General features: G+C 68.1%; 25 protein-coding genes and 2 pseudogenes. 18 read left to right on the top strand and 9 right to left on the bottom strand.

The annotated features are described in order from the left end of the window. Positions 1–112: 112 nt before the first annotated feature. Entirely contained in the window at positions 113–1,051 is a 939-nt protein-coding gene (locus tag OG897_RS31820) for a LysR family transcriptional regulator (RefSeq protein WP_266662236.1), read from the top strand. A gap of 48 nt (positions 1,052–1,099) precedes the next feature. Here the strand turns inward: OG897_RS31820 and OG897_RS31825 are convergent, their stop codons facing one another. After that, on the bottom strand, positions 1,100–2,158 hold the full coding sequence (locus OG897_RS31825) for an IS110 family transposase (protein ID WP_266662237.1): 1,059 nt from the start codon (positions 2,156–2,158) through the stop codon (positions 1,100–1,102). A gap of 623 nt (positions 2,159–2,781) precedes the next feature. Between OG897_RS31825 and OG897_RS31830 the strand changes: the two genes are divergently transcribed. The 4 genes from OG897_RS31830 (at position 2,782) to OG897_RS31845 (ending at position 5,932) form a co-directional block, all read left to right on the top strand. Then, the gene (locus OG897_RS31830; RefSeq protein WP_266662238.1) at positions 2,782–2,934 is read left to right on the top strand and encodes a hypothetical protein; all 153 of its coding nucleotides are present in this window, start codon (positions 2,782–2,784) and stop codon (positions 2,932–2,934) included. Positions 2,935–3,130: 196 nt separating this feature from the next. After that, on the top strand, positions 3,131–3,922 hold the full coding sequence (locus OG897_RS31835; protein ID WP_266662240.1) for an XRE family transcriptional regulator: 792 nt from the start codon (positions 3,131–3,133) through the stop codon (positions 3,920–3,922). Between the two features lie 52 nt (positions 3,923–3,974). After that, positions 3,975–5,135, top strand: coding sequence for a M20 family metallopeptidase (locus OG897_RS31840; protein ID WP_266662532.1), 1,161 nt, complete (start codon positions 3,975–3,977; stop codon positions 5,133–5,135). A 29-nt stretch (positions 5,136–5,164) separates the two neighbouring features. Then, complete coding sequence (locus OG897_RS31845; protein WP_266662242.1) at positions 5,165–5,932, top strand: transposase; 768 nt, start codon at positions 5,165–5,167, stop codon at positions 5,930–5,932. 144 nt (positions 5,933–6,076) lie between these two features. Here OG897_RS31845 and OG897_RS31850 read toward each other — a convergent pair whose 3' ends face one another. Further along, positions 6,077–7,060, bottom strand: coding sequence for an NADPH:quinone reductase (locus tag OG897_RS31850; RefSeq protein WP_266662244.1), 984 nt, complete (start codon positions 7,058–7,060; stop codon positions 6,077–6,079). A gap of 20 nt (positions 7,061–7,080) precedes the next feature. After that, complete coding sequence (locus tag OG897_RS31855; RefSeq protein ID WP_266662245.1) at positions 7,081–7,659, bottom strand: PadR family transcriptional regulator; 579 nt, start codon at positions 7,657–7,659, stop codon at positions 7,081–7,083. Between the two features lie 126 nt (positions 7,660–7,785). On the opposite strand from OG897_RS31855, the gene OG897_RS31860 reads away from it, so the two are divergent. Beyond that, entirely contained in the window at positions 7,786–8,178 is a 393-nt protein-coding gene (locus tag OG897_RS31860; RefSeq protein ID WP_266662246.1) for an ester cyclase, read from the top strand. Between the two features lie 382 nt (positions 8,179–8,560). Here the strand turns inward: OG897_RS31860 and OG897_RS31865 are convergent, their stop codons facing one another. The 3 genes from OG897_RS31865 to OG897_RS31875 all read right to left on the bottom strand — a co-directional run bounded on the left by OG897_RS31865 (position 8,561) and on the right by OG897_RS31875 (position 9,831). Continuing rightward, a complete protein-coding gene (locus OG897_RS31865; RefSeq protein ID WP_266662247.1) occupies positions 8,561–8,929 on the bottom strand; it encodes a VOC family protein in 369 nt (122 codons plus the stop codon). Between the two features lie 61 nt (positions 8,930–8,990). After that, positions 8,991–9,365 (bottom strand): VOC family protein, encoded by a 375-nt coding sequence (locus OG897_RS31870; protein ID WP_266662248.1) that lies wholly within the window; start codon positions 9,363–9,365, stop codon positions 8,991–8,993. Between the two features lie 88 nt (positions 9,366–9,453). Continuing rightward, complete coding sequence (locus OG897_RS31875) at positions 9,454–9,831, bottom strand: VOC family protein (RefSeq protein ID WP_266662250.1); 378 nt, start codon at positions 9,829–9,831, stop codon at positions 9,454–9,456. A 338-nt stretch (positions 9,832–10,169) separates the two neighbouring features. Between OG897_RS31875 and OG897_RS31880 the strand changes: the two genes are divergently transcribed. The 4 genes and pseudogenes from OG897_RS31880 (at position 10,170) to istB (ending at position 14,536) form a co-directional block, all read left to right on the top strand. After that, a complete protein-coding gene (locus OG897_RS31880; protein WP_266662251.1) occupies positions 10,170–10,787 on the top strand; it encodes a TetR/AcrR family transcriptional regulator in 618 nt (205 codons plus the stop codon). A gap of 89 nt (positions 10,788–10,876) precedes the next feature. Next, positions 10,877–11,839, top strand: a pseudogene (locus OG897_RS31885) (winged helix DNA-binding domain-containing protein); the annotation flags it as partial. Between the two features lie 271 nt (positions 11,840–12,110). Further along, positions 12,111–13,742: an IS21 family transposase gene (gene istA / locus OG897_RS31890; RefSeq protein WP_266662533.1), complete on the top strand. Its 1,632-nt coding sequence runs from the start codon at positions 12,111–12,113 to the stop codon at positions 13,740–13,742. After that, complete coding sequence (gene istB, locus OG897_RS31895; RefSeq protein WP_266662253.1) at positions 13,739–14,536, top strand: IS21-like element helper ATPase IstB; 798 nt, start codon at positions 13,739–13,741, stop codon at positions 14,534–14,536. Before istA ends, istB begins: the two co-directional genes overlap by 4 nt. 34 nt (positions 14,537–14,570) lie before the next feature. On the opposite strand, the gene OG897_RS31900 is transcribed toward istB, so the two are convergent. Next, positions 14,571–15,071: a MarR family winged helix-turn-helix transcriptional regulator gene (locus OG897_RS31900; protein WP_266662254.1), complete on the bottom strand. Its 501-nt coding sequence runs from the start codon at positions 15,069–15,071 to the stop codon at positions 14,571–14,573. 90 nt (positions 15,072–15,161) lie between these two features. Here OG897_RS31900 and OG897_RS31905 point away from each other — a divergent pair, with 90 nt between their 5' ends. From OG897_RS31905 to OG897_RS31915, 3 genes are all read left to right on the top strand, one after another. After that, positions 15,162–15,611, top strand: a complete 450-nt coding sequence (locus tag OG897_RS31905; RefSeq protein WP_266662255.1) for an SgcJ/EcaC family oxidoreductase — start codon at positions 15,162–15,164, stop codon at positions 15,609–15,611. Positions 15,612–16,322: 711 nt separating this feature from the next. Beyond that, the gene (locus tag OG897_RS31910; protein ID WP_266662256.1) at positions 16,323–16,877 is read left to right on the top strand and encodes an EF-hand domain-containing protein; all 555 of its coding nucleotides are present in this window, start codon (positions 16,323–16,325) and stop codon (positions 16,875–16,877) included. Positions 16,878–17,186: 309 nt separating this feature from the next. After that, positions 17,187–17,555 carry a hypothetical protein gene (locus tag OG897_RS31915; protein WP_266662258.1) on the top strand — a complete coding sequence of 123 codons (369 nt, stop codon included), beginning with the start codon at positions 17,187–17,189 and terminating at the stop codon, positions 17,553–17,555. Here the strand turns inward: OG897_RS31915 and OG897_RS31920 are convergent. Continuing rightward, positions 17,556–17,693: pseudogene (locus OG897_RS31920) on the bottom strand (IS30 family transposase); the annotation flags it as partial. It lies immediately after the preceding gene. A gap of 409 nt (positions 17,694–18,102) precedes the next feature. Here OG897_RS31920 and OG897_RS31925 point away from each other — a divergent pair. The 5 genes from OG897_RS31925 (at position 18,103) to OG897_RS31945 (ending at position 22,575) form a co-directional block, all read left to right on the top strand. Then, positions 18,103–18,309, top strand: a complete 207-nt coding sequence (locus OG897_RS31925) for a cold-shock protein (protein WP_266662259.1) — start codon at positions 18,103–18,105, stop codon at positions 18,307–18,309. Between the two features lie 609 nt (positions 18,310–18,918). After that, positions 18,919–20,712: a reverse transcriptase/maturase family protein gene (locus OG897_RS31930; RefSeq protein ID WP_266662261.1), complete on the top strand. Its 1,794-nt coding sequence runs from the start codon at positions 18,919–18,921 to the stop codon at positions 20,710–20,712. A 150-nt stretch (positions 20,713–20,862) separates the two neighbouring features. Then, positions 20,863–21,351: a winged helix-turn-helix domain-containing protein gene (locus OG897_RS31935; RefSeq protein WP_266662263.1), complete on the top strand. Its 489-nt coding sequence runs from the start codon at positions 20,863–20,865 to the stop codon at positions 21,349–21,351. Continuing rightward, on the top strand, positions 21,276–21,878 hold the full coding sequence (locus OG897_RS31940; RefSeq protein ID WP_266662265.1) for a transposase: 603 nt from the start codon (positions 21,276–21,278) through the stop codon (positions 21,876–21,878). Before OG897_RS31935 ends, OG897_RS31940 begins: the two co-directional genes overlap by 76 nt. 289 nt (positions 21,879–22,167) lie before the next feature. Next, entirely contained in the window at positions 22,168–22,575 is a 408-nt protein-coding gene (locus OG897_RS31945) for a transposase (protein ID WP_266662267.1), read from the top strand. A gap of 14 nt (positions 22,576–22,589) precedes the next feature. Here OG897_RS31945 and OG897_RS31950 read toward each other — a convergent pair whose 3' ends face one another. Next, positions 22,590–23,171 carry an Imm21 family immunity protein gene (locus tag OG897_RS31950; protein ID WP_266662269.1) on the bottom strand — a complete coding sequence of 194 codons (582 nt, stop codon included), beginning with the start codon at positions 23,169–23,171 and terminating at the stop codon, positions 22,590–22,592. Positions 23,172–23,719: the final 548 nt, after the last annotated feature.

The following is a 23,719-nucleotide window of genomic DNA, read 5'->3' on the forward strand; positions in this document are numbered from 1 at the left end:
GCAGCGGGGGCGGAAGGCGTCCGCCCGTCCGGACCGGCAGTGATCACGTTGCCATCAGTAATCGAGTAACACTAGTCAGGTTTCGTTATGTGCTTCCGTTAGCCTGACTTATATGTTCACTTGGGAAAGACTGCGCGTATTCGCGGCGGTGGGGCAGCACGGTTCGGTCGGGGCGGCGGCGGCCGCGCTGCACATCACCGGCCCCGCCGTGTCGCAGCACATCCGCAAGCTGGAGAAGGAGACCCAGGTCCAGTTGGTTGAGCCGGACGGCCGTGGAATCCGGTTGACCGCCGCGGGCCGCGTACTGGCCGCCTCCGCCCGGGAGATGGCGATCACCGCCGAGGACGCGGAGCGCGATCTGGCGAACATCCACGGCGTCGTGGCGGGGCCGCTGCGCATTGGCTCCGTCTCCAGCGCCCTGCGCGATCTCGTGCCCCGCAGTCTGCGCCACCTCATCGAGCGCCACCCACGGCTGGAACCGGAGTTGAGCGACGGCGAGCCCACGGCCATGCTTCCCCTGCTGCGGACCCGTCAGTTGGACGCCGTCATTACGGAGAGCTGGGTGCACAGGCCCGCGCACCTGCCGCCGGGGGTGCACACCACCACCCTGGTCAAGGAGGACGTCGCCCTCGCCGTCCACGAGAACCACCGTCTCGCCGACCGGGAATCGGTGGCCCTCGGAGAACTGCACGGGGAGGTGTGGGCGAGCTGCCCGGAGGGGAGCGACGCGCAGGAATCCCTCCTGCAACTGCTGCGCGCGCACGGGGTGGAGGCGGAGGTCCGCCACTGCCTGGGCGACTACGCCACGCAGATGCATCTGGTCGCGGCGGGACTCACCGTCGCGATGGCCCCGGAGATGGTGCGCCGCTCTGGTCCGCCCGGCGTCCGCTACCTCCCGTGCCGCCCCTCCCTGACCCGTACCATCTCCGTGGCGACGGCGGCCGGGGCGCAGACCCCGACGGTACGGGCCTTCATTGAGGAGACGTTGCGCCTGGTCGGCGCTACCGTGGCAGCTGAGGAGACCGGTCAGGAAGCACCGGCGGACGCCTGAGCGGCACCCCTGCCCCCGTCAGCTTGACTCTGAAGCTTCTATAGATCGTCAAGCGGCGGGAGAAAGGTCGGTTGCGCTGCTGAACTCGCTGGTGACGTGGTGGTAGACCTCGCGCGCGACGAACCGCTTGAGGCATCTGAAGATGTCCTTCTTCTTGAGTCCTTCCAAGGTGCGCCGTGCGACGTAGTCGCGGGTGCGCGGGTCGTGGCGCATGCGGACCAGCACGATGGTGTGCAGCGCACGGTTGGCCTGGCGGTCTCCGCCACGATTGAACCGGTGGCGGTCGGTGCGCCCAGAAGAGGCCGGCACGGGCGCGGCGGCGCACAGGCGGGCGAAGGACGCTTCCGAGGCGAGCCTGTCGGGGTTGTCTCCAGCGGTGACCAGCAGCTGTCCGGCAGTCTCGGTCCCGACGCCCGGGAGCGCGAGCAGGCCGGGCGTGGTGCGGGAGATCAGGAAGCGCAGGTCAGCGTCCGCTATCTCCTCGCTCAAGTGCAGGTACCGCTTGGCCAGGCGCTTGAGGGCGATTCTGACGGCTGTGCCAGGATCGGCGAGTTCGGCGCCGGGACGGCTGGCAACCAGCCGTCGGACCAGTTCGGGGGTGGCCAGCGAGCGGAGTGCCTCACGTACCGCGGCAGGCGCGGTGATGATCAGTGATTTGATCTGGTTGATGGTCTGAGTGCGGGACTTGACGGCGCTGGCACGTACGACGCGCAGTCCGCGGATCGCCTCGACCGCACCATCGCGATCCTTCGGGGTTCCTGTGGCGTGGCCCGCGAGGACCCCGGTTGCCGCGGCGTAGGCATCGATGGAGTCCGACTTCCCCGATGCTCGGCGAGCCCGACGATCGGGTCGGTCCACTTCGATTACGGCGATCTGGCTGGCTCGGAGGTGACGCCCGAGTTCGGCGCCGAAGGAGCCGGTGCCCTCCATGCCTACGACAAGTACTCGGCCGTGGGAATGCAGCCACTCCAGCAGGTCCCGGTAACCCGCGGGCGTTGTGGGGAACGCCTTGGTGCCCAGGTGGCGGCCGATGGTGTCGATGACAGCGGCCTGATGAACATCGGTATGAGTGTCGATCCCGCCGATCACCTCGATGGCCTGTGACATGGTGGCCGGGTTCCTTCCGTGCGCGGCGAATGGGCTCGCGCGCACCGGTCGGCAGACGGACACGACTGTGATGGGACCACACGGGTCAAGCTTCTATGAGGTCACGATCGCCGGCCGGTGCACGAGACGGCACCGCTCGGAAGGTCGACGATTCAGAGTGAGGACAGCCGAAGCGTCAATCGGGGATCGGGTCAGACCCTCGAGCGGTGCCTCTCCATCCTCACAGTCGGGGATCTTGACTGTGGGATTGCCCGGCATGGAAGGGCTACGTTGTACTGGTAGGTGGCGGGAGATCAAGAAGGTCGGGGTGCCCGTTACCTCGGACCCGAACAGGCGGCCATCCGCCTCGGCGTACGCCGTACCGACCTCCACGAGCTCCGCCGCCTGGGCTGGCTGCGCCCTTCCCGCACAGTCACAATCACCTACAGCAGTTCCCGCGGCGGCCTCGTCGCCGTCGACCTGTACGCCGGCCTCGACGTCGCGCTGCTCCCGCTCGTACGGCACGACGTCGATTGGTCTGCTCTGCGTTTGGTGGGCCGGGGCCGCCGCTCCCCGCTGGCCGCGCTCACCCCGGACGAAGGCGAGCACCTGGTGCCGCTGGCGCGGGTGAGCCGGATCGCCGGGTGCGGCGGGCGGCCGGGGCCCGGTGGCGGCGTCTGCCCGACTTCCCCGCACTGGCCCAGGGCCCGGCGGCGAACCCGCGCTTCCGGGCCGCCGACGTGGTCCCGTGGCTGCTGGCCCACGGCAAGTTGGCCCTGCCCAGCGCCGTCTGCTGACGGCCGCCCGGACACTGCCCGAAAGGGCAGCCACTGCGAGAGCGGGCCTGGACCAGCCGTAGCTCCGGCCGGCCCGAGCCCGCCCTGGCCTTGGATCAGGCCGAATGTCTCAAGGGGCCCTCCGTCCGTCACCAACTCGCCCCAGACGGCGCCCTGTTGCTGTGTACTGGCTGTACGGCCACATCCAGGAGCACTCGTGCACGGCGAGGGGATCGTGATGGTGGAGGAAGGCGTGGAGTCCGCGCTGCGGCGGGCCCGGGATGCGCGGAACATGACGCTGGAGGAGACCGCGGAGGCGTTGAACGCGCTCACCGGGCTGGCGGCGGATGCGAGTCTGGTCAGTGCGTGGGAGTCGGGGCGTAAGCGGACGGGGAAGCGGAACCGGGCAGGGCTGTGCCGGTTGTACCGGGAGCGGCCGGAGGTGTTGTTCGCCCATCAGGACGGGGCGGCCACCAGCGTGTTGGAGATGTCCGGGATCACGGAGGTTGTCAGGGTGCTTACCCGGTGGACCGAGCTGGTCGAGGCGATGATCGAGGTCGCGGCGGGCGCCCGCGAGCAGCTGGTGGTCACCGGCAGCCGGTCGCGGGAGAAGGCGTATCTGGCGGCGATCGAGACCGCGGTGGCGCAGGAGCCGGACCTGGTGCATTACCGGGTGCTGTACGGGCCGCCCCGCCACCGTGAACTCGTCGGCCACCTGGCGCGGCTGCTGGAGCTGCGCGATCCCGCCGCCCGCCACCACGGCGTCAAGACCCTCCACATCGGGATGGTCGAACCGGCCGCAGCGATGGAGCGGTTCTTCGTGGCTTCTGAAACGGCGGCGGTTGTCCCGCTGCCGTCGTTCCACGGTGCGGAGGGTTTCGACTGCGGGATCGTGCTGGGGCGGGAGGCGGCGGTGGGGCTGGTTCACCATGGGCGGGAGGCGTGCGCGTCCGCACGGCCGGTGGAGACGATCGAGGCCGTCCGCGCACTGCCGGTACGGAACGCCTGACGTGGTGGGGAGAAGCGTGAGCAACAACCGTCGAACCGTTTCCGAGGAGCGGATGGCGTCCGTGGTGGCGCTGGCGCAGGAGCTGATCCGACGGCCCAGCCGGGGCGGGATCGACGACTACGGGCCGGTCTTGGAAGTCCTCGAATCCTGGCTCGCAGCCCACGCTCTGCCGCACCGCCGCCTGCAGGACAGCGACGGTCAGGTGGTGGGCCTGCTGGTAGAGATCGCCGGGGGGCGCTCGGGGGAGTGGTGGACGCTGGACGCCTGCGTCGACACCGCCCCGTACGGTGACGAAGCCGCCTGGTCGTTCCCCCCGGACAGCGGCGACGTCGTGGACGGCTGGCTGCGGGGCCGGGGCGCGGCCGACTCCAAGCTGGCCGCCTCCCTGTTCTGCCACCTCGCCGCCGAACTCCGGCCCCGCGCCGCCGACCTGGCCGGCGGGCTGGCCGTGCTCCTGGACGTCGACGAGCACACCGGCGCCTTCGGCGGCGCCCGCGCCTACCTCGCCGACCCGCACGCGGTCCGCCCGGTAGGCGTGATGATCGGCTACCCGGGGCTGGAGGACGTCGTGGTCGGCGGCCGGGGCCTGTGGCGGGCCACCCTCGCCGTCCATGCCCCCTCCGGGCACTCGGGATCGTCCCGCCAGGTGGTGGGCGCGATCTCCCGCGCCGCCCACCTCGTACGGCTCTTGGACGAGGCGCAACTCCCCGGCCCGGGCACCGGCTCGGAGTTCCCGCTGGGGCCGAAGCTGTCGGTGACCGCCCTGCACGGCGGGCAGGGCTTCTCGGTGACGCCCTCCCGGTGCGAGCTGAACGTCGACGTACGCACCACCCCCTCCTTCGACGCACACGACGCGGAGACCGTGGTCCGCAAGGCGGTCGCCGAACTCGACGCCGACCTGCCTGCCCCCGTACCGACGGAGGTGGTCCCGGTCGCGTCCTGGCCGCCTTTCCGCCTCGATGAGGACGAGCAGCCCGCCGCGGCACTCCTGGCGGCCACAGCCCGGGAAGGACTGTCGGTGCGGCCGAAGACCGCGGGCCCCAGCAACATCGGCAACCTGCTGGCCGGTGAGGGCATCCGGGCGACGGCCGGTTTCGGGGTGGCGTACGAGGGCCTGCACGGGATCGACGAACGCGCCGACCTCGCCACCCTGCCCCAGGTCTACGCCGTCTACCGGCAGGCCGTCCTGGACCTGCTAAGGGCTGTCCCGTAACACCTGGTCATGGGTGAGATGATCTTGATGTGGCTGGTGTGATCACGGCGTCGGAGCCGTCTTGGATAGCCCCGTTCACCGGGCTGAGCCCGCGCGGCTTCGGCAAGTTGATGACCGCCGTGCGGCGCGAGGTCTCGGATGAGCCGCGGCGTGGACGGCCGTGGAGCCTGACGCTGGAGGACCGGGTTCTGCTGGTCGCGGCGTACTGGCGCACCAACCTGACGCTGCGCCAACTCGCCCCGCTCTTCGGCGTCTCGAAGTCGGCCGCCGACCGGATCATCGACCATCTCGGCCCCAAGCTCGCGCTCCAGCCGCGTCGGCGATTTCGTAAGGACACCGTGCTGATCGTGGACGGCACCCTGGTGCCCACCCGCGACCACACCGTGGCCGAGCAGTCGAAGAACTACCGCTACTCGACGAACCACCAGGTCGTCATCGACGCCGACACCCAACTCGTCGTCGTGGTCGGCCGCCCCTTGCCCGGCAACCGCAACGACTGCAAGGCATGGGAGGAATCCGGTGCGAAGGATGCGGTCGGCAAGACCATGACCATCGCGGACGGCGGCTACCCGGGCACCGGCCTGGTAATGCCGCACCGCCGCCGCAAAGGCGAAGAACTGGCCGACTGGCAACGGACTCACAACAAGTCCCACAAAAAGGTCCGCGCACGCGTCGAGCACGTCTTCGCCCGCATGAAGTGCTGGAAGATCCTGCGCGATTGCCGCCTCAAGGGCGACGGCGTCCACCACGCCATGCTCGGTATCGCCCGTCTGCACAACCTCAACCTCGCCGGATAGGCGGCAGATCCCGCAACGACCGACCGCACCCGGGCCACACCGAAGATCATTTACGGGACAACACTTAGTCGTGTGGGGTGAGCGATCCAGTAGCCGTCAATGAGACGGGGGTTGCTGGTAACGGGCCGGTGTTCCGAGTCTGCGCTATTGGGGGATGGTGAGCAGGATGCGGCCGTGGCGACCGCCGGCGTCGACGTGGTCGTGGGCCTTGGCGATGTCGTCCAGCGGGTAACAGTCGCCGACGGCGACAGTGAGGGCGCCGACAGCGGCTGCGGAGGTGAGGTCGCGGGCGGCCTGGCGCTTGGCCTCGGCGGGGAAGTCGTCGCTGCCGAGGAGCCGGAGGGTGACGTTGTTGAACAGCAGTGGCCAGAAGGGGATCTCGGTGCGGTCCGTGCGGGTGGCGTAGGCGGCGATGACGGCGTTGTTGGCGGCGACGGCGTTGTCGAGGTCGGCGTTGTCGGACAGCGCGACCTCGATGATCCGGTTGACGCCCCGCGGCGCGTGCGCGCGGATGGCAGCGGCGGGGTCGCCAGTGTCCAGGGCGACGGCGTGGGAGACGACGGCCGGGTCGATGTGGTCGAGGTCCTCGGTGCGGCGGACGGTCGCGATCACGGTGGCGCCGGCCCAGTGGGCGAGCTGGGCGGCCAGGGAGCCGACGCCGCCGAGAACTCCGTGGACCAGGACCAGTTGGCCGTCGACCGGGCCGTCGGCGAAGACGGTGCGGTGGGCGGTGATGCCGGGGATGCCGAGGCTCGCGCCCAGCTCGTCACTGAGGTGGTCGGGCAGAGGTGCGGCCTGGTGGTCGGGTACGACGGTGTACTGGGCGGCGGTGCCGAAGGGGCGGTAGGACTGGGCACCGTGCACCCAGACCCGTTGTCCGACGCGGCGGGCGTCGACTTGGGCGCCCACGGCGTCAATGACTCCGGCGGCGTCGCTGTGCGGGATCACTCGCGGGTAGGGCATGGACGAGCCGAGCCAGCCGCGCCGTTTCTTGGTGTCACCGGGGTTAACGCCCGAGACGGTGACGCGGACGCGGACCTCGCCGGGGCCGGGGACGGGATCAGGGAGTTCGCCAACGTGCAGGACATCGGCGGCGGGGCCCTGGTCGTCGTACCAGGAAGCAAGCATGGGGGTACCTCCGTAGGCAGTCAGCTCGCGGGAGCGGCGGGCGCATGCATATCGCTGTCGGTGCATGCGGTGTCGAATGCGGGCGGTTTCTCGCCGAGGGTCTCGCGCAGCCAGGTCCGTTCGGCGCGGCTGGTGGCGCGGGCGGTGAGCAGCATGCCCCGCCGGTAGGGGTCGGCGATCTCCTCGGCATACAGGGGCCGCTCGTTGTCGTAGAAGAAGCTCGCCGGTTCTTCCAGGAACTCCAGCCGTCTGCGCAGCACCGCATGCTGTTCGGCCACGACGGGCAGGTGGGAGAGAAATGCCAGGACGACGTAGAACCGGGTGAAGTCGGTGATCTCGTGGTCGGCGGGCTTGCACAGACGCTGAAGCATTTCGGCCCGCCCGGCCGCGGTCAGGCTGAGCACGTACCGGGCCGCCCCCGCGGCCGGGTCGGCACGCCTCTCGATCAAGCCCGCCTTGGTCAGGCGATTGATCGCCGGGTACAGGCTGCCATCACTGACCGGCCGTGTGTAGCCGGTCAGCTGTACAACGCGGCGGCGCAGCTCGTGTCCGGGCAGGGGGGCCTCGGCCAGGAAGCCGAGTATCGCGAGTTCCAGCATGAGCCCATCCTCGCACAACTACATCGAATCGATGTGAACATCGATTCGATGTTACGGTCACAGGCATCCACCCACCGTCTTTTGGAGAGGCCCAGCAAGATGCCGTCACAGTCCAGCGAGTCAGTGATGAACCGCTTCGTCGAGTTCATCAACACGGGCAACGAGGAGCTCGCCCGCGAGGTCATTTCTCCTGACGCGGTGTTCCACGCACCCAGTCACCCGGAACCCCTGCGAGGGCCCGAGGGGTACATGGAAGTCCTCGGGATGATGCCCAGCGGCTTCCCGGACGTCCAGTGGACGCTGGAGGAGACGGTCACCGAAGGCGACACGGTCGCCGCGCGGTTCACCATGCGGGGAACCCACGACGGTGAATTCTTCGGGATCCCGGCGAGCGGCAACAAGATCTCGGTGCAGGCCATGAACTTCTACTACCTGGCCGACGGCCTGATCGTCGGCGAACGGGGCCAGCCCGACCTCCTCGGGGTGATGCAGCAGATCGGTGCCGTACCGGCGCCGTGAACCTCGTCGTGCCGCGTGAGCCTGCTATCGCACGGAACTGCCGCTGCCGGCAGGTACGTCGCTACGGCAGAGGGGGAAGGCCACACCTGGCCGCGGGCGGCCGGCGTGGGTTCACTGCAAGAGGATGGTCTTCCACATGACGTTCCTTGCCATCCAACCCAGTCGGCGCAGACCAGAGGGTCCGTGCCGAAGGAAGCGTCACGCGACTGCGTTGACAGCGAAGTTAGTCCGCGCAGGTCAGCGACTCCGGCCGGACTAACTTCAATGTCAAAGAACACCGGACAACAAGCGCCTTCCGCATTAACTGACGTAGCCAGGGTTTGTTACCGGCTGTGCCGCCGCCTCGGGGAGGGGGCGCGCGGCGACGTGCGGGGCCAGCTGGTCAGTGGTCCTGGGGGGAGCTGAGGCACAGGGGCTGGCCGGAGGGGTCGAGCAGGACGGTCCACTGGCCTTCGCCGGGCTGGAAGTCGGGCTTGGTGGCACCGGCCTGGAGAAGCTGCTCGACGGCCTTCTCGGTGTCCTCGACGCGGAAGTCGAGGTGGAAGTCGAGGGTGTCGGCGGGCCAGTCGGGTGCCGTGAAGCCGTCTTTGTGGGCGAAGACGAGCATCTGGTCGCCGGTGCCGACGATGGCGTGGGTGTCTTCCTCGGCCATGATGGGCCAGCCGGTGAGCTGGTGGTAGAAGGTGGCCATGGCGCGCGGGTCGTCGCAGTTCCATGCGGTGCTGACGATGGTGGCGTTGAGCGGGGTCACGTGCATCCCTTACGTGCTGGGGCGGGCGGGGCGGGCGGCCGTGGTGGCTGGCCGCCCGGGGTTACGGCTTCTGGGTGATGCCGATGAAGTTGCCGTCGGGGTCGGTGAAGTAGGCGTAGTGGCCGATTTCGGGGGCGATTTCGGTCTTGGTGACGACGGTCTTGCCGCCAAGGGAGTTGACCTTGGCGAGGGTGGCGTCGATGTCGTCGACGGTGAAGACGGTGGTGGGGCTGCCGATGGTGTTGACGCCGTCGGCGGGGCCGCCCTTGTCCGCGCCGTCCTTGATGAGACCGATGTCAGGGCCGCCGGCGGAGCTGAAGAGGGGGTAGTCGGGCATCTCCATCTTCAGTTCCAGGTCGAAGACGCCGGTGTAGAACTCCCGGGCGGTCTGCGGGTCCTTCACGGTGAAGTCGACGAGCGAGATGTGGTTCGGCATGAGGGTCTCCCCTGAGGTGTTGTTGCGGTGGTCCGTCCGTGCCGCTGGGGTGGGGGCAGTACGCCCCGGGGCCCAATGCGAGGGCGGGTCAGGCGGCGGGGGCGCTGAGGGCCATCGCGTAGCCGTTGGGGTCGCGGAAGTAGAGCATCCGGAAACCGCCGTCGCTGGCTTCCTTGAGGACCTCGACCTTGTCGCGGACGCGGGCGACCGCGGCGTCGAAGTCGGGGGCGTTGAGGTAGAAGAACCCGGAGGCGCCCAGCGGGCGGGCGGTCTGCGGCAGGAAGTCCCGGACGCTGTCCTCGGGCTGGACCATGAACGCCATCGTGTCGCCGTTGAAGACCAGATGGATCGGGTGGTCCTGGGCGACGCTCTCGCGGCCGACGGTGAAGCCCAGGCTCTCGTAGAAGTCCAGGGTCTCGGTGATGTCGCGGACGGCGAGACAGGCGGTGAAGTTTGCGGTCTGCACAAGTGCTCCTGGTGCTGGTCGGCCCCCCGGCTCGAACGATACATTTGTACTGTACTGATTCGAACAGGTGGGAGCAACCGGACAAAGCCATCGTCGATGACATCCCCGCGCTCCGCACCTCTAGGGCGAAGCTCGCGATGCAAGGCCACTGTCTGCGGAAAAGACCTGCTGGTGGGCCGTAGGTGGTCGCGCAGGGCCGGGTGACCAAGGGTCGGGGCGCCCGTGGTCCGCCATTTCCGTACGTTCGTACTAAACTGCGGGCAGAGGCCCCCGATGATGGAGAACCGCATGCGCACCGCACCGCTTTGGACCGTGCCCGCCCCGGGCGGTCACCGCTGATGGCCGACAACGACGTCCCGCGCCGGCGCAGGGACCCCCAGCGGCGGATCGAAGAGATCGTCACCGCCACCGAGCGGGTCATCGCCACCAAGGGCATCGAGGGGCTCACCCACCGGGCGGTCGCCGAGGAAGCGGGCGTGCCCCTGGGGGCGACGACGTACCACTTCGCGACCCGTGAGGACCTCATCAAGGCGGCCCTGCAGCGCGCCGTCGACCGGTTCGGCGCCTACCTCGACACCTGGACCGCCCAACGGCCGAACCTGGCCCCCGAGCAGTACGCGGTCCTCCTCGCGGACGCCCTGATGGGCAGCTTCACCGCCGAGGGGCGCGGGCAGAGCGTGATGGAGTTCGAGCTCTACCTCGCCGCCCTGCGCCGCCCCGAACTACGTGAGATCGCCGACCAGTACACCGAGCTCAACATCCGCGCCTGCGCGAAGTACACCGACCCCGTCACCGCCGCCGCCGTTGCCGCCGCGACCAACGGCATCACCCTGCGCGGCTTGGCCAACAGCCGCCCGCCCACCCGTGACGACGTCGAAGCGATCCTGCGCCGCATCCTCACCCCCAACCCCGCCCTCGCCCCGGCCACACCGGCCGAAACAGGCGTCGACGCGTGAGCGGGCCCCGCCGTCACGTCAGCGCGCAGGAGCGCCGCGCCCGTCTGGGCGTCCGCCACCTCCTGGCGCCCTCCCACCACGCGATGCGGATGCCGGACGTCGCGCAGGCGCTGGTCGGCCTGCACGCCACCGACCCTTCCACCGTGTTCCTGGCCGCCGCTGCCCGTACCAGCGCACCGGATATCGCGGCCATGGAGCAGGCGCTGTACGAGGAGCGGAGCCTGGAGCGGATGCTGTGCATGCGCCGCACCATGTTCGTCGTCCCCACCGGCCTCGCCCCGGTCATCGAGGCGTCCACCGCGCGGGCGATCGCCGCCAAGGAACGGGCGGCCTGCACGGTCTACCTCCGCGACGGGGCCGGCTGGAGTGCGGAGCGGTACGCAGGGGTCGAGACGGACCTCCTGGCGGCACTCGCCGCCCGCGGCGAAGCAAGTGCCGCCCAGCTTGCGGCGGATGTTCCGGCGCTGCGTGAGCAGGTGACCGTCGCACCGGGCAAGCCGTACGAGGCCCGCCAGGCGGTCTCCTCGCGCATCCTGCGGGTCCTGGCCGCCGAGGGCCGCATCCGGCGAGGCCGCCCGGGCGGACGCTTCAACTCCAACCAGTTCCGCTGGACGCTCTCCCCGCTCGCCGAGGCTACCGAAAGGTGGGAGGCGGGTGAAGCGAAGGCGGAGCTGGCCCGCCGTTACCTGACCGCTTTCGGTCCGGTCACCGTCGAGGACCTCAAATGGTGGACCGGCTGGACCCTCACCGACAGCCGCAAAGCCGTCGCCGCCACCGGCGCCGAATCCGTCGGCCTCGACGAGGGCACCGGATTCCTCCTGCCCGAGGACCTGGAGCCGGTCGCCGCACCGGAACCATGGGTCGCCCTGCTGCCCGGCCTGGACCCCACCGCGATGGGCTGGCGCCACCGCAGCTTCTACCTCGACGCCACCCACGTCGGCGACCTCTACGACCGCAACGGCAACATCGGCCCCACCATCTGGGCCGACGGCCGCATCATCGGCGCCTGGACCCAGCGCGCCTCCGGGCGTATCCACACCCACCTGCTCGCCGACTCCGGACCCGACACACGCCGCGCGGTGGACACCCGAGCACGGGAGCTGGCCGCCTGGCTCGGAGACCTGCGCATCACCCCGCACTACCGCACCCCGCTGGAACGCCGCCTCGCTTGGCTTTATTCACGCGTTGTGAAGCCAGTTGTTCATGGGTTTGGAAGGCACCCAGATCCACGGTCGGGTGATGTTTACGAGTTTCGAAGTCACTGTGGTGCTTGCCAGGGCAGCATCGGGATGCTCCTGGTGAAAGGTCCTGGTCATGCCGCAGATGTCGAAGGTCGAGCTGTACGCGGCGATCCGGCGCGACCACCGCAGCGGCATGAAGATCCGGGAGATCGAGCGCAAGTACAACGTGTCGTGGCGCACGGTCCGCAATGCCGTGGACTCGGTCTGGCCCGCGCCGCGGAAGCAACTTCCGCCGAGGCCGACCGCGTTGGATCCGTACAAGCCGGTGATCGACGGGATGCTCCAGGCGGATCTGGACGCGCCGCGCAAGCAGCGGCACACGATCACCCGGATCTTCCACCGCCTGGTGGAGGAACACGGCGCGGACGTCTCCTACCAGATGGTCCGGCGCTACGTCGCCGACCGGAAGCCGCAGATCCTCGTCGAGTCGGGGAAGGCCCCGGTCGAGGCGTTCGTGCCGCAGACCCACCAGCCCGGCATGGAGGCGGAGGTCGACTTCGGCGACGTGACGATCCGGCTCGCAGGCGAGCTTGTGACCTGCTATTTGTTCTCCTTCCGCCTGTCCTACTCGGGCAAGGCGGTCCATCGCGTCTTCGCGTCCTGCGGTCAGGAAGCCTTCTTCGAAGGGCACGTGCACGCGCTGCGGACGCTGGGCGGAGTGCCGCGGAGCAAGGTCCGCTACGACAACCTGAAGGCCGCCGTGGCCCGGGTGCTGGGGTTGAGCCGGGCCAGGGTGGAGGCCGACCGGTGGATCGCGTTCAGGTCGCACTTCGGGATCGAGAGCTTCTACTGCCGCCCTGGCATCGAGGGGGCCCACGAGAAGGGCGGAGTGGAGGGGCAGATCGGCTATTTCCGCCGCAACCACTTCACCCCGGTGCCCGAGGTCGACTCGCTGGCCGAGCTGAACGAACTGGTCGACCAGTGGGATCTGCACGACGGGCGGCGCCGGATCGGTTCGCGGCCGCGGACCATCGACGAGCACTTCGAGACCGAGCGGCCGCTGCTGATGCCGTTGCCGGAGGAGCCGTTCGAGACGGGCCGGCTCTTCACTCCGAGGGTCGACCGCTACAGCCAGATCGCGGTCTGCACGAACCGGTACTCGGTGCCGGTACGGCTGATCGGCAAGCGGGTCAGAGTCGTGCTTCACGCTTCTCACCTGGTGGTTTACGACAGGAACGTGGAAGCGGCCCGGCATGAGCGTCTGATCGCGAAGGGCGCTTGCCGCCTGGATCTGGATCACTACCTGGAAGCTCTGATTCGCAAGCCGGGTGCCTTCCCCGGCGCGACCGCGCTCGAACAGGCCCGCTCTGCGGGCAAGTTCACCCCGGTCCATGACGCCTGGTGGGCTGCGGCGGTCAAGGCCCACGGAGACACCGCCGGGACGAGGGCGCTGATCGAGGTGCTGCTGCTGGCCCGCCACGTTTCGCACGAGCACCTGATGGCCGGCCTCGCGACGGCTCTGCGGGCCGGGGCCCTGACCGCCGACGCGGTCGCGCTGGAGGCCCGCAAGGTCGCCCAGGCCGAGGACGAGCCGGCCGGGCACCCATCGCCGACCGGGATGGGCGGTGAGGCGACCGTGACGTTTCTGCACGAATGGCGACTCGCGCATCTTCCCCCGGACACCAGGCCGCTTCCCACGGTGAACCACTACGACCAACTGCTCCGACGCCGTCGCACCAGCGGCGGTGAACATCGCGAGGGAGAAGCACAGTGACCCTGCCCCGGCAGCGAGGACTGACAGAGCAGGCCGCCAACACGGCCATCGACACCGCTTGCCGCCTGTTGCGGCTCCCATCGATCAGGAACGAGTTCTCCGACATCGCCGACCGGGCGATGAAGGACCAGATGACCTACCGCGGCTTCCTCGCGGAGCTGCTGATGGCCGAGTGCGACGACCGCTCCAGGCGTCGGTCGGAGCGGCGGATCAAGGCGGCTGGTTTCCCCCGGGACAAGTCGTTGCGGAACTTCGACTTCGACGCGAACCCGAACATCGACGCGGCCACCATCCACACCCTCGCCAGCTGCGAGTGGATCAAGAAGAGTCAGCCGCTCTGCCTGATCGGCGACTCGGGGACCGGCAAGTCGCACATGCTGATCGCTCTGGGAACCGAGGCGGCGATGGCCGGCTACCGGGTCAAGTACGTGCTGGCGACAAAGCTGGTGAACGAGCTCGTCGAGGCTGCCGACGAGAAGCAGCTGACCAAGACGATCGCCCGCTACGGGCGGGTTGATCTTTTGTGCATCGATGAGCTCGGCTACATGGAACTCGACCGCCGCGGCGCCGAACTACTTTTCCAGGTCCTGACCGAACGCGAGGAGAAGAACAGCGTCGCCATCGCCTCCAACGAGTCCTTCGGCGGCTGGACCAAGACCTTCACCGACCCCCGCCTCTGCGCGGCCATCGTCGACCGACTCACCTTCAACGGCACCATCATCGAAACCGGCACCGACTCCTACCGCCTCGCCAGCACCCGCGCCCGAGCCGAAGCGACCGCCAAGGCCAGCTGACACCTGCCGGTTCCGACTCGGCGGCCCGCCACCCTCACGGGCGGCCGGCCGCCGCGCCTCCCTTGCGCTGACGACCGTGTGCTGCTGCGTCCCGGATCTCCTCGGTGGCCGCACGGAAAGCAGGGGCCGCGTGAGCGAAGTAGTCGAAGAGAACGGCGCGTTGGTCTGGTGTGTATCGACTGAGAACCTCGGCGATCTGGCGCCGGGCAGGCCCGACCACCTTCTCAATATGGTCGAGGGAGTCGGCCACCGGCTCGACGATGACCTTGCGTCGATCATCCGGATCGGCAGCCCGGCGGGCGAATCCGGCTCGCTCCAGGCGGTCGATCAGGCGAGTGGTCGCCCCGGTGGTGAGACCGGTACGTGCGGCCAGTTCTCCCGAGGTGAGCGTGCCTTCCAACGCGATCTGGCTGAGCGCATACCAATCGGAGGCGCTGAGCCCCACCGCTTCCGCCCCGGCCATGCCGTGGAGTCCCACAGCGTCGAGGTACTGACGGAAGACCAAGTGCTCGTCTGCCAGCGTCAGGTCTGCCATGTCCCTGGGTGCCCCTTGCTAGATAGCTGCACACATGCAGATAATGTCTACCTGCAATATCTGCATCAGTGTAACTACCTGGAGGATTCCATGCCCACCACGGACGACCGGAATGCCGTCACCACGGTGATCGCCTCACTCATCGACGCCTGGCGACGCCACGACGCCGACACGTACGGTGCGCAGTTCACGCAGGACGCCACCTACGTCACCTTCGTCGGCACGTACTACCAGGGCCGCCGCGACATCATCGACAGCCACCGGACGCTGTTCGCCAAATTCCTCAAGGGCACACAACTCGCCGACGAGATCCTGGACATCCGCTTCTACGGTCCAGACACCGCCGTGATCACCGGCCGCGGCGACAGCTACAAGGGCAGCAAGCCGAAGAAACTGACCAAGGTCCAGACCTACACCCTGGTCCGGGAGCAGGACGGCCAGTGGCGCATCGCGGCCTTCCACAACACCAAGCGCAAGCCGCTTATGGAGGCCATCTCCTTCAAGGCCGCCCCCGCTCTCGTCCCGGCATCCCAGAAGTGACCGATGAAGCTACAGAATGCCCCCCATGAGCAGGCGCCAGCACACTCACACCGCGCTCCTCAATCACTGCCGCATCACCGACAGCGCGCAGCGTCACCACGCAAGGGATACCCCCCCGGACGGCGGGTCGTCCCACGCTGTGACGTCATTTCTCATGAACATTCACGCCGCCGCTGACCGTCAACTGCCTCTCGAACCGGTGGACAAACGCTGTCGCCTGAAGTGAACGAAGCCACTCGCTCAGCAGGCGTGACCAACGGGTGCCCCAGACTCCTTTCGGCTTCCTACCTCGGATGAGGCACGGAGAGCGCCGCGGTGAACGAACGCAGACGGTACTGCGCGCTCCGCTGGAAGGTGATCGCATGGCGGCTGCGCGGCCTTCCGCTCCAAGGCCCGTACCCGCGTTGAGCGGGCGCGCGCCCGGGGAAGCACGCCCCAACCCTGCGTGTCCGGCCTTCCTCGAAGCGGTGCCGGGGTCGGACTGCGGCTGCGAGGCGGCCTTCCAGCGGGGTGCGGCAGTACGGGGCGATGCGCAGGTTGCCGGCTTACGCCTGTCAGCACAGGAAACGTGCTCTCGCACGTTCGTGCCGCCATTCGTCCTCAGCGGTGGAACGCAACCCGTCCTGGGCGCAGTTCGCCTGCGCTGCCCGTAGCGTTCGCGCGGACCGTCGCGCCGAGAGGGCAGGCGGCCGGTGACGCGAGGAACAGAGCATGGCAAGCGTTGTGAAGGACCAGAAGTTCAGCATCCTCTTCGACTGGTTCGACCAGGACCGCAACGGGCAGCTCTCGGCAGGTGATCTGCGGGCCACGGCGACGGTGTTCGCCCAGGTGGCCCGGAACGAGGACCACGTCAACGTGCGCGCCATCCACGCCTCGTTCGAGCAGTGGTGGCAGCTGCTGCTCCGGTATGCCGATGCCGATGGTGACGGGCAGGTCTCGCGTCAGGAGTTCACCGCCACGATGGAAGCCAGCGTCACCACCCCCGAGCATTTCGAGAGCGCGGTCATGGCGATCGCCGACGCCGTCATGAACGCCGCCGACACCAACACCGACGGTGTCCTCAGCCGTGACGAGTACACCCGCATGTACGAGGTGCTGGGCGTCGCCCCCGAACTCTCCGGCCCGGCCTTCGACAGGCTCGACCTCGACGGCGACGGCGTCATCAGCCACGACGAGTACCGCACTGCCATCGTCGACTTCTACCTCAGCAACAACCCCGAGGCGCCCGGCAACTACCTCCTGGGCCCTCTCGCCCAGCCGGCCTGACCTCTCCCGCGCGACGTCGCGCCATACGACCGCCGTTCCGGTCCAGCACCGGGCGCCTGAGAAGCACCGGCACGTATTCTCCGTGTGATGGTGGCGAGTTGGCACCCCTTCCTGCTCTCAAGGGGGGAGGGGTGTCAGCACCTCAGCGGGGGAGCTGTTCGACCACGACCAAGACAGCTTGTGGCCCGCCTGTTGTGCCCAGGTCGGTGCGGTACCTGCCGTCGTCGAGCAGGGTGGGAATACCCTGGACTCCGCCGGCGCGCGGCTGCTGTGACGTAACGGCTTCTCCGGTTGAGCGTTAGGCCGATCATGAGTATCCGACGAGCCACCTTCGCCTTCGCCGCCAGCACTGTGGCCGCGCTCGCCTTCGCCGCTGGCGCCACCCCGGCTCAGGCCGACGAGGGAGACCCCGGCGCCCAGGGAGTCAACGGGATTCAGATTCGTGATGAGGAGATCGAGCGGGTCGACGAAGTGCTCGTGGAGGAGAGGCTCGAAAGGCCGCGGGAGGTGCTTGCTGGGGACGATGCGTTCGAGCGGGAGAACATCAGGGCCGACGACCTCCTCAATCGAGCCGAGGTCGACCGCCTCCGGTTTGACAATGACCAATGGCACCTCCGCCACGATCTCCACGACGACGACGGCCCGGCGATCATTAACCAGACGAGCACCATCGTCTGATCAGGTCGCAAGGAGTTTGTTCAGGCGCTCGGCCGGGGTTTCCCAGTCGAGCGTTTTGCGTGGGCGGCTGTTGAGTTCGGCGACGGCCTCCAGGTGCTCGGGCGTGTGTCCGCTCAGGTCGGTGCTCTTGGGGAAGTAAGGATCATGGGCGAGGGTCAGTGGACGGTGGCGGAACCCGGCCTCGAAGCGCTGAACGTGCTGGCCAGCCAGGTTGTATCCGCAGCGGACGGCGACGAGAGGAAGCCCTCGGGGCCGCCTTGGCTGCTCTTCTGGACAGGGCTCGGGAGATTGGGACCCCGCTGCCCGAGGACACTCAGGAAGCCAGTGATCTGCTTCTTCCGGCGTCTGGTGCTTCTCTCGACGAAGCCCGCGAGCAGTCGGGTGACTCCGGCCTCATCCCTGGCTCGGCCGGTCGGTGGGGATCGCGCCGGTGGGGTCTCGGCCCATGGCCGGAACTGGCTCTTTCGCTCGGCGTGGTTGATCGGCTTCGCTTGCGCACGAAGCCCGGCGCAGCGGCCGGATCGGACACAGCCACCAAGGAGTGCTCATGGCCACCGGCGTCGTGAAATGGTTCAACAACACGAAGGGGTTCGGATTCATCACCCCGGACGATGGCGGGGAGGACCTCTTCGCCCACATGTCCTCGATCGTGACCGAGGGGTACAAGCACCTCGAAGAGAACCAGAAGGTGACCTTCGACGTGACGGACGGCCAAAAGGGAAAGCAGGCCAGCAACATCAAGCCCGTCGTCTAGAGATCTTTAATGGTGGGGGTTCTGGCCTTGCTGACGGTTGAGGTCGTGTGCGGTATGCCGGAGGTATGCGGTATGTGCGCCGTGAGGCGCTCGGTCGTATCCCCGGCTCAGCCGGGACGGACTCGGAGGGAGGTCTTTGGGCCGCCTGGCTCACCTCAATGCGAAAGCGTTCGAGGGACCGCAGCATGCCAGGGAAGTGGTGGCCGCTCGGAGGCATCCAGGGCGGTGTACTGCGAGGCCCGCGCGATATGGCCAAGGCTGGATGTGCTTGAAGCCCAATCCCCAGCGGTGTTGATGGCCTCCTGCCGGAACGATGCCTGTAACCGGTACCGCGTCATGTCCGGGCCTGGATACCGACCCCGGACAACCTCCGTGACGCAGGGCGCCGCCCAGTGAGGGTGGCTAAGGGGATGAGTGGGCGGCCTGTGTCGCGCTCGATACGTACGACGGAGACGTACCACGGGATCACCTACAGGACGCGAGTCCCATGGTGACGGAGTGCCCGTAGTAGTCGCAGGAGCAACGTCCTGCCGAGGGGCCCGGGAAAGCCGGAGCACAGGGCGAAGGGGCACAGGTGACCTTGAGGTTCGGCAGCGGGAGGTATGCGTAATGCAGAGCGCCGCAACGGTGCTGGACGTCATCCGGGAACGCGGCAGGCGGGGTCTGCCGCTGGAGAGGTTGTATCGGCAGCTGTTCAACAGGGAACTGTTCCTTTTGGCCTACGGGCGCATCTACGCCAACACGGGTGCGATGACGCCGGGGGCCACCGGCGAGACCGTGGACGGTATGTCACTGGCGAAGATCGAGAAGATCATCGGGGCTCTGCGCACCGAGACTTATCGATGGACGCCGGTCCGGCGGGTCTACATCGAGAAGAAAGGATCAGCGAAGAAGCGCCCGCTCGGTCTGCCGACCTGGAGCGACAAGATCGTCGGTGAGGTGATGCGTCTGTTGCTTGAGGCGTACTTCGAGCCGACGTTCAGCGACCGCTCCCACGGATTCCGCCCCGGCCGGGGCTGCCACACCGCATTACGCGAAGTGGCCGACACCTGGACTGGAACGCACTGGTTCATCGAGGGCGATGTCGCCGACTGCTTCGGGAGCCTCGATCATTCGATCCTGCTCGCGACGCTGGCGGAACGCATTCACGACGGCCGGTTCCTACGGCTGGTCGACCATCTGCTCCAGGCCGGGTACTTGGAGGACTGGCGGTGGAACGCCACGCTCAGCGGGGTTCCGCAAGGAGGCGTCGCCTCCCCCGTTTTATCCAACATCTACCTGGACCGGCTCGACCAGTTCGTCGAACAGCAACTGCTACCGGAGTACAACCGGGGCAAACGACGGAGGATCAATCCTGCCTACCACCGTCTCCAGCGCGAGATCGCTGAGGCAAAGCGGCACGGTGACCGGGAAGCGGTGCGAACCCTGCGGTTGCGCATGCGCACCCTGCCAAGCCGAGACCCTCAAGATCCCGCCTATCGGAGGCTGCGATATTGCAGGTATGCCGACGACTGGTTGCTCGGGTTCGCCGGTCCCCGGCACGAGGCCGAGGAGATCAAGGCAAGGTTGCGGACGTTCCTGAGCGACGAACTCAGACTCGAACTGTCCGAGTCCAAGACCCTGATCACGCACGCCGCCAGCCAGGCGGCGCGATTCCTCGGCTACGAGATCAGAACGATGCATGCCGATGACAAGATCGAGCGGCGAGGCCGTCGCGCGATCAACGGCCGCATCGGTCTGTTCGTGCCTGGAACTGTTCTTCGGAGCACATGTGCCCGCTATCTGAAAAAGGGAAAGCCCGCCGCACGCGGGTTCCTGCTGCACGACAGCGACTACACCATCGTCGCGAAGTACGGATCCGAGTACCGCGGGCTTGTCCAGTATTACCTCCTTGCCCAGAACGTGTCTCACCTGGGCAAGCTCCGCTGGGCCATGGAGACTTCGATGCTCAAGACCCTGGCGGCGAAGCACCGCAGCACGGTCCCCAAGATGGCCCGACGGCACAGGAACACCGTCGAGACCCAACAGGGCACCCGCGTCTGCTTCGAGGCCGTCGTCCCCCGTGACGGCGGGAGGAAACCGCTGGTCGCCCGCTTCGGCGGGATCCCCCTGACCAGACAGCGCACGGCCGTTCTCACTGACCGTCGGCCGATTATGGCCAGCACCCGGCAGAACGAGCTGATCCACCGGCTCCTCGCCGAGTGCTGCGAGATCTGCACAGCCCGGACAAGGCTGGAAGTCCACCACGTTCGCAAGCTTGCCGACCTCAACCGCCCCGGCCGCCGCGAGAAGTCAGAGTGGATACGCCTCATGGCCATGCGGCGGCGCAAGACCCTGGTGGTCTGCCGCCAGTGCCACGAGAACATCCATGCGGGACGGCCCACACCCCCTGCCCGGGCATGATCACTGGAGAGCGGCGTGCAGGGAAACTGGCCCGCGCCGTTCGGGAAGGGGCCGTCGGAAAAGGACCCGAGCCACGGGCACCTCGTCGGCGGCCTACTTCACCAAGATGGTGGTGGGCTGACGGCCGGGGAGCGGGCTCGGAGAGAGCAAGTGCGTCTGGATGCGGGCGAGTTGATCGAGTGCTGGGTCAGTGACGCGGAGATCGCCCGGCGGTTTCGGGTGACGCGGATGTCGGTCCAGCGCTGGAGGCGGTCCCTGGCCGCAGCCGGTCGCCCGGCGCTGGCCTCGAAAGGAGCCGGTGGTGCCCGGTGCAAGCTCACCGACGAGCAGTTACGCCGACTGGAAGGCGAACTGGAGGCGGGACCTGCCGCGCACGGCTGGGCCGAGGACCAGTGCTGGACGCTCGCACGGATCGCCGAGGTGATCCGCCGCCGGTTCGAGGTGGAGTACACACTGGCCGGGGTCGACCTGCTGCTGCACCGGATCGGCTGGAGCGTGCAGGTTCCCGCCCGGCGGGCCGCCGAGCGCGACGAGGCGAAGATCGCCGCGTGGAAGGACGAGCAGTGGCCCGTCGTGAAAAGACCGCAGCGGACCTGGGTGCCTGGCTCTGCTTCGAGGACGAGGCAGGCCAGGGACTGAGGCCGCCCACCGGCCGCACATGGGGCCGCCGGGGCAGGACGCCGGTGGTGAAAGTGACCGCCGCGGGCACCAAGCGCGTCTCGATCGCCGCGCTGATCTGCACGAAGTCCGGGTTCAGGTCGCGCCTGGTCTACCGCACCCACGTCGACCGGGGTCCACGCAAGGGCCGGCGCAAGGGCTTCACCGAGCACGATTACGCCCGCCTCTTCGACGCCGCCCACCAGCAGCTCGGCGGGCCCGTTGTGATCGTCTGGGACAATCTCAACACCCACGTCAGCGCCAGGATGAAGCAGTACATCGAGGCCCGGGACTGGCTCACCGTCTTCCAGCTCCCGCCCTACGCCCCCGAGTTCAACCCGGTCGAAGCGGTCTGGGCGCACCTGAAAGGGTCGCTGGCGAACCTGGCCCAACGGGGCATCCACCAGCTGACCGCACTGGTCAAGAACCGCCTCAAACGGATGCAGCACCACCCCAGCCTCGTCGAGGGCTACCTCGCCAAGACCAGGCTGGACCTTGAGCCTCCGTAACCCCAACCATTAATGATCTCTAGCACTGCAACGGTTCTTGGCGGGACGGCTGCCCGGCTCCGTCGTGGGCCTGCCCGCTGAGCGGGAGAGGCGGGCCCTCACTCAGCGGGCCCGCCGGGCGGGCGGGGGCGGTGGTCGCGGTCCCTGTCCGGTTGTGCTGTTCAGGGTCGGCGTACCCGTGCAACGCGGCTGACTCGATCCGATTGTGATCTTTCCGCTTCCAGGCCCGGGGGATGACAGCGAAGGCTACGGTCGGTCCGGTGCCCGTGCTCACAACGGTCCACGCTCCGTGCCTCCGCCACCGCCCGCGGTCGCCGACGTCGTCCGCTGGATCATCGGCCGTCCCGAGAACCAGAGCGACCAGGCACGCCAAGACCTCAAGGATGTATGCGGCCGCTGCCCGGAGATCGCCGAAGCCTGCAGACTGGCCCGCGGCTTCGCCACGATCCTCCGCCGACGGGACGGGCACCGCTTGGCCGACTGGCTCGCCCAGGCCGACGCATCCCAGGTCAAGGAGATCCGCATCTTCGCCAACGGCCTTCGCAGGGACCTCGCCGCCGTCACCGCTGGCCTCACCCTGCCCCTGAACTCCGGCGCCGTCGAAGGTAACGTCACGAGGATCAAGCTCCTCAAACGCCAGCATTACGGCCGGGCCGGCTTCGACCTACTTCGTCGACGCATCCTCCTTGCTCACTGACCCCGAACTGCCACTCAGCTTGATCCTTCGGGCAGCAGTTGGATGACACCAACCCAGGGGAACTCGCCCGTGGTGTGAACCGCACGGACTCGCCACCGGCCAGCCGGCAGTGCAACCGGAGCCTGCTCAGGCCGACCACCGCCCGGATACTCCTCGCTGAGTTCGGCTCCCGGCGTGGTGGAGTCCATGAGCACGGCAGGTCCGTCCGTCTCCCAGACGCCGACGTCTTCCCACTCGACATCGGCAGCGGCGAGGACAGCCTGCGCCGCGGCGAGCAGTTCGCCTTCCGAGTCGGCGGCCAGCCAGCGGACGAACACTCGCTGCTCGGGCAAGTAGCGACTGGTGGCGGGTTCGTCTGCGAGGACCAGGGCCTGAGCATCGTTCGAGCCGACATCCAACAGTCCGGCCCAGTCCTCAACAGCGCAGGCTCGGTCATAGTCCTCCACAGAGTCCGGTTCCTCGCCCCAGTTCTCCGAACAGCCACGCCACTCCGCCAGCACGGACACGGGTACGACGATCAACGGGCCGCCCAGGGACTCCACCCAGCCCGCAGACCTTCGGCTTGGATGAGACACAGCACGCGAAGAGAGATCCATCCGGGCAGTGTGCCTTCAACCACTGACATTGCCTCCAGGGACCCAAGCCCGTCTGCTTCACGGAAAGTGCCGAAGAGCCACGATCAAGAGGCCGTTGACACCGGGCGGGGGTATCTATGGTGAGGGTTCCCTGCCGGGTTGAGGTCCCGAGGAGCTCACGTTTTGTGCATGGCCCGGCAGGGGCTTGATCCCTCCCGCAGCGTGCCGTGGCATTTCCGGCCTGCCGTTCTCTGTTGGGCCGTTCGGGGCGAAAAAGAATGATGAACGGCATGGATGCTCGGCGGAATGGGTTGTTTCCGAGACGGTGCGTCCCATGCACAAGACATTCCTCGGGATGGCTCTGACTGCCGTCTCCCTCGCCGCCACGGCGACCCCGTCCCTCGCTTTGACGTACACCCCCGCCCCGCCGCCGGAGCGTGCCCTCACCGGGACATCGGTTCCCGTTGCCCCTCGGGGCGGGGACAGGGACTGGTGCGAGAAGTGCGTCAAGTCGTACATCCACAACAACAGGACCGAGCTGAAGAAGGTCTTCGGCGGCAAGGACGGCC

The organism is Streptomyces sp. NBC_00237 (assembly GCF_026342435.1).
Lineage (GTDB): Bacteria > Actinomycetota > Actinomycetes > Streptomycetales > Streptomycetaceae > Streptomyces.

Excerpts from the sequence above, each read along its gene's own strand:
- OG897_RS31950 (WP_266662269.1), bottom strand. The coding sequence starts at position 23,171 with ATGGATCTCTCTTCGCGTGCTGTGTCTCATCCAAGCCGAAGGTCTGCG.
- OG897_RS31850 (WP_266662244.1), bottom strand. The coding sequence starts at position 7,060 with ATGCTTGCTTCCTGGTACGACGACCAGGGCCCCGCCGCCGATGTCCTG.
- OG897_RS31870 (WP_266662248.1), bottom strand. The coding sequence starts at position 9,365 with ATGCCGAACCACATCTCGCTCGTCGACTTCACCGTGAAGGACCCGCAG.
- istA (WP_266662533.1), top strand. The coding sequence starts at position 12,111 with ATGTCGAAGGTCGAGCTGTACGCGGCGATCCGGCGCGACCACCGCAGC.
- OG897_RS31820 (WP_266662236.1), top strand. The coding sequence starts at position 113 with ATGTTCACTTGGGAAAGACTGCGCGTATTCGCGGCGGTGGGGCAGCAC.
- OG897_RS31860 (WP_266662246.1), top strand. The coding sequence starts at position 7,786 with ATGAACCGCTTCGTCGAGTTCATCAACACGGGCAACGAGGAGCTCGCC.
- OG897_RS31840 (WP_266662532.1), top strand. The coding sequence starts at position 3,975 with ATGGCGTCCGTGGTGGCGCTGGCGCAGGAGCTGATCCGACGGCCCAGC.
- OG897_RS31910 (WP_266662256.1), top strand. The coding sequence starts at position 16,323 with ATGGCAAGCGTTGTGAAGGACCAGAAGTTCAGCATCCTCTTCGACTGG.
- OG897_RS31880 (WP_266662251.1), top strand. The coding sequence starts at position 10,170 with ATGGCCGACAACGACGTCCCGCGCCGGCGCAGGGACCCCCAGCGGCGG.
- OG897_RS31855 (WP_266662245.1), bottom strand. The coding sequence starts at position 7,659 with ATGCTGGAACTCGCGATACTCGGCTTCCTGGCCGAGGCCCCCCTGCCC.
- OG897_RS31915 (WP_266662258.1), top strand. The coding sequence starts at position 17,187 with ATGAGTATCCGACGAGCCACCTTCGCCTTCGCCGCCAGCACTGTGGCC.
- OG897_RS31825 (WP_266662237.1), bottom strand. The coding sequence starts at position 2,158 with ATGTCACAGGCCATCGAGGTGATCGGCGGGATCGACACTCATACCGAT.
- OG897_RS31905 (WP_266662255.1), top strand. The coding sequence starts at position 15,162 with ATGCCCACCACGGACGACCGGAATGCCGTCACCACGGTGATCGCCTCA.
- OG897_RS31925 (WP_266662259.1), top strand. The coding sequence starts at position 18,103 with ATGGCCACCGGCGTCGTGAAATGGTTCAACAACACGAAGGGGTTCGGA.
- OG897_RS31900 (WP_266662254.1), bottom strand. The coding sequence starts at position 15,071 with ATGGCAGACCTGACGCTGGCAGACGAGCACTTGGTCTTCCGTCAGTAC.
- OG897_RS31930 (WP_266662261.1), top strand. The coding sequence starts at position 18,919 with ATGCAGAGCGCCGCAACGGTGCTGGACGTCATCCGGGAACGCGGCAGG.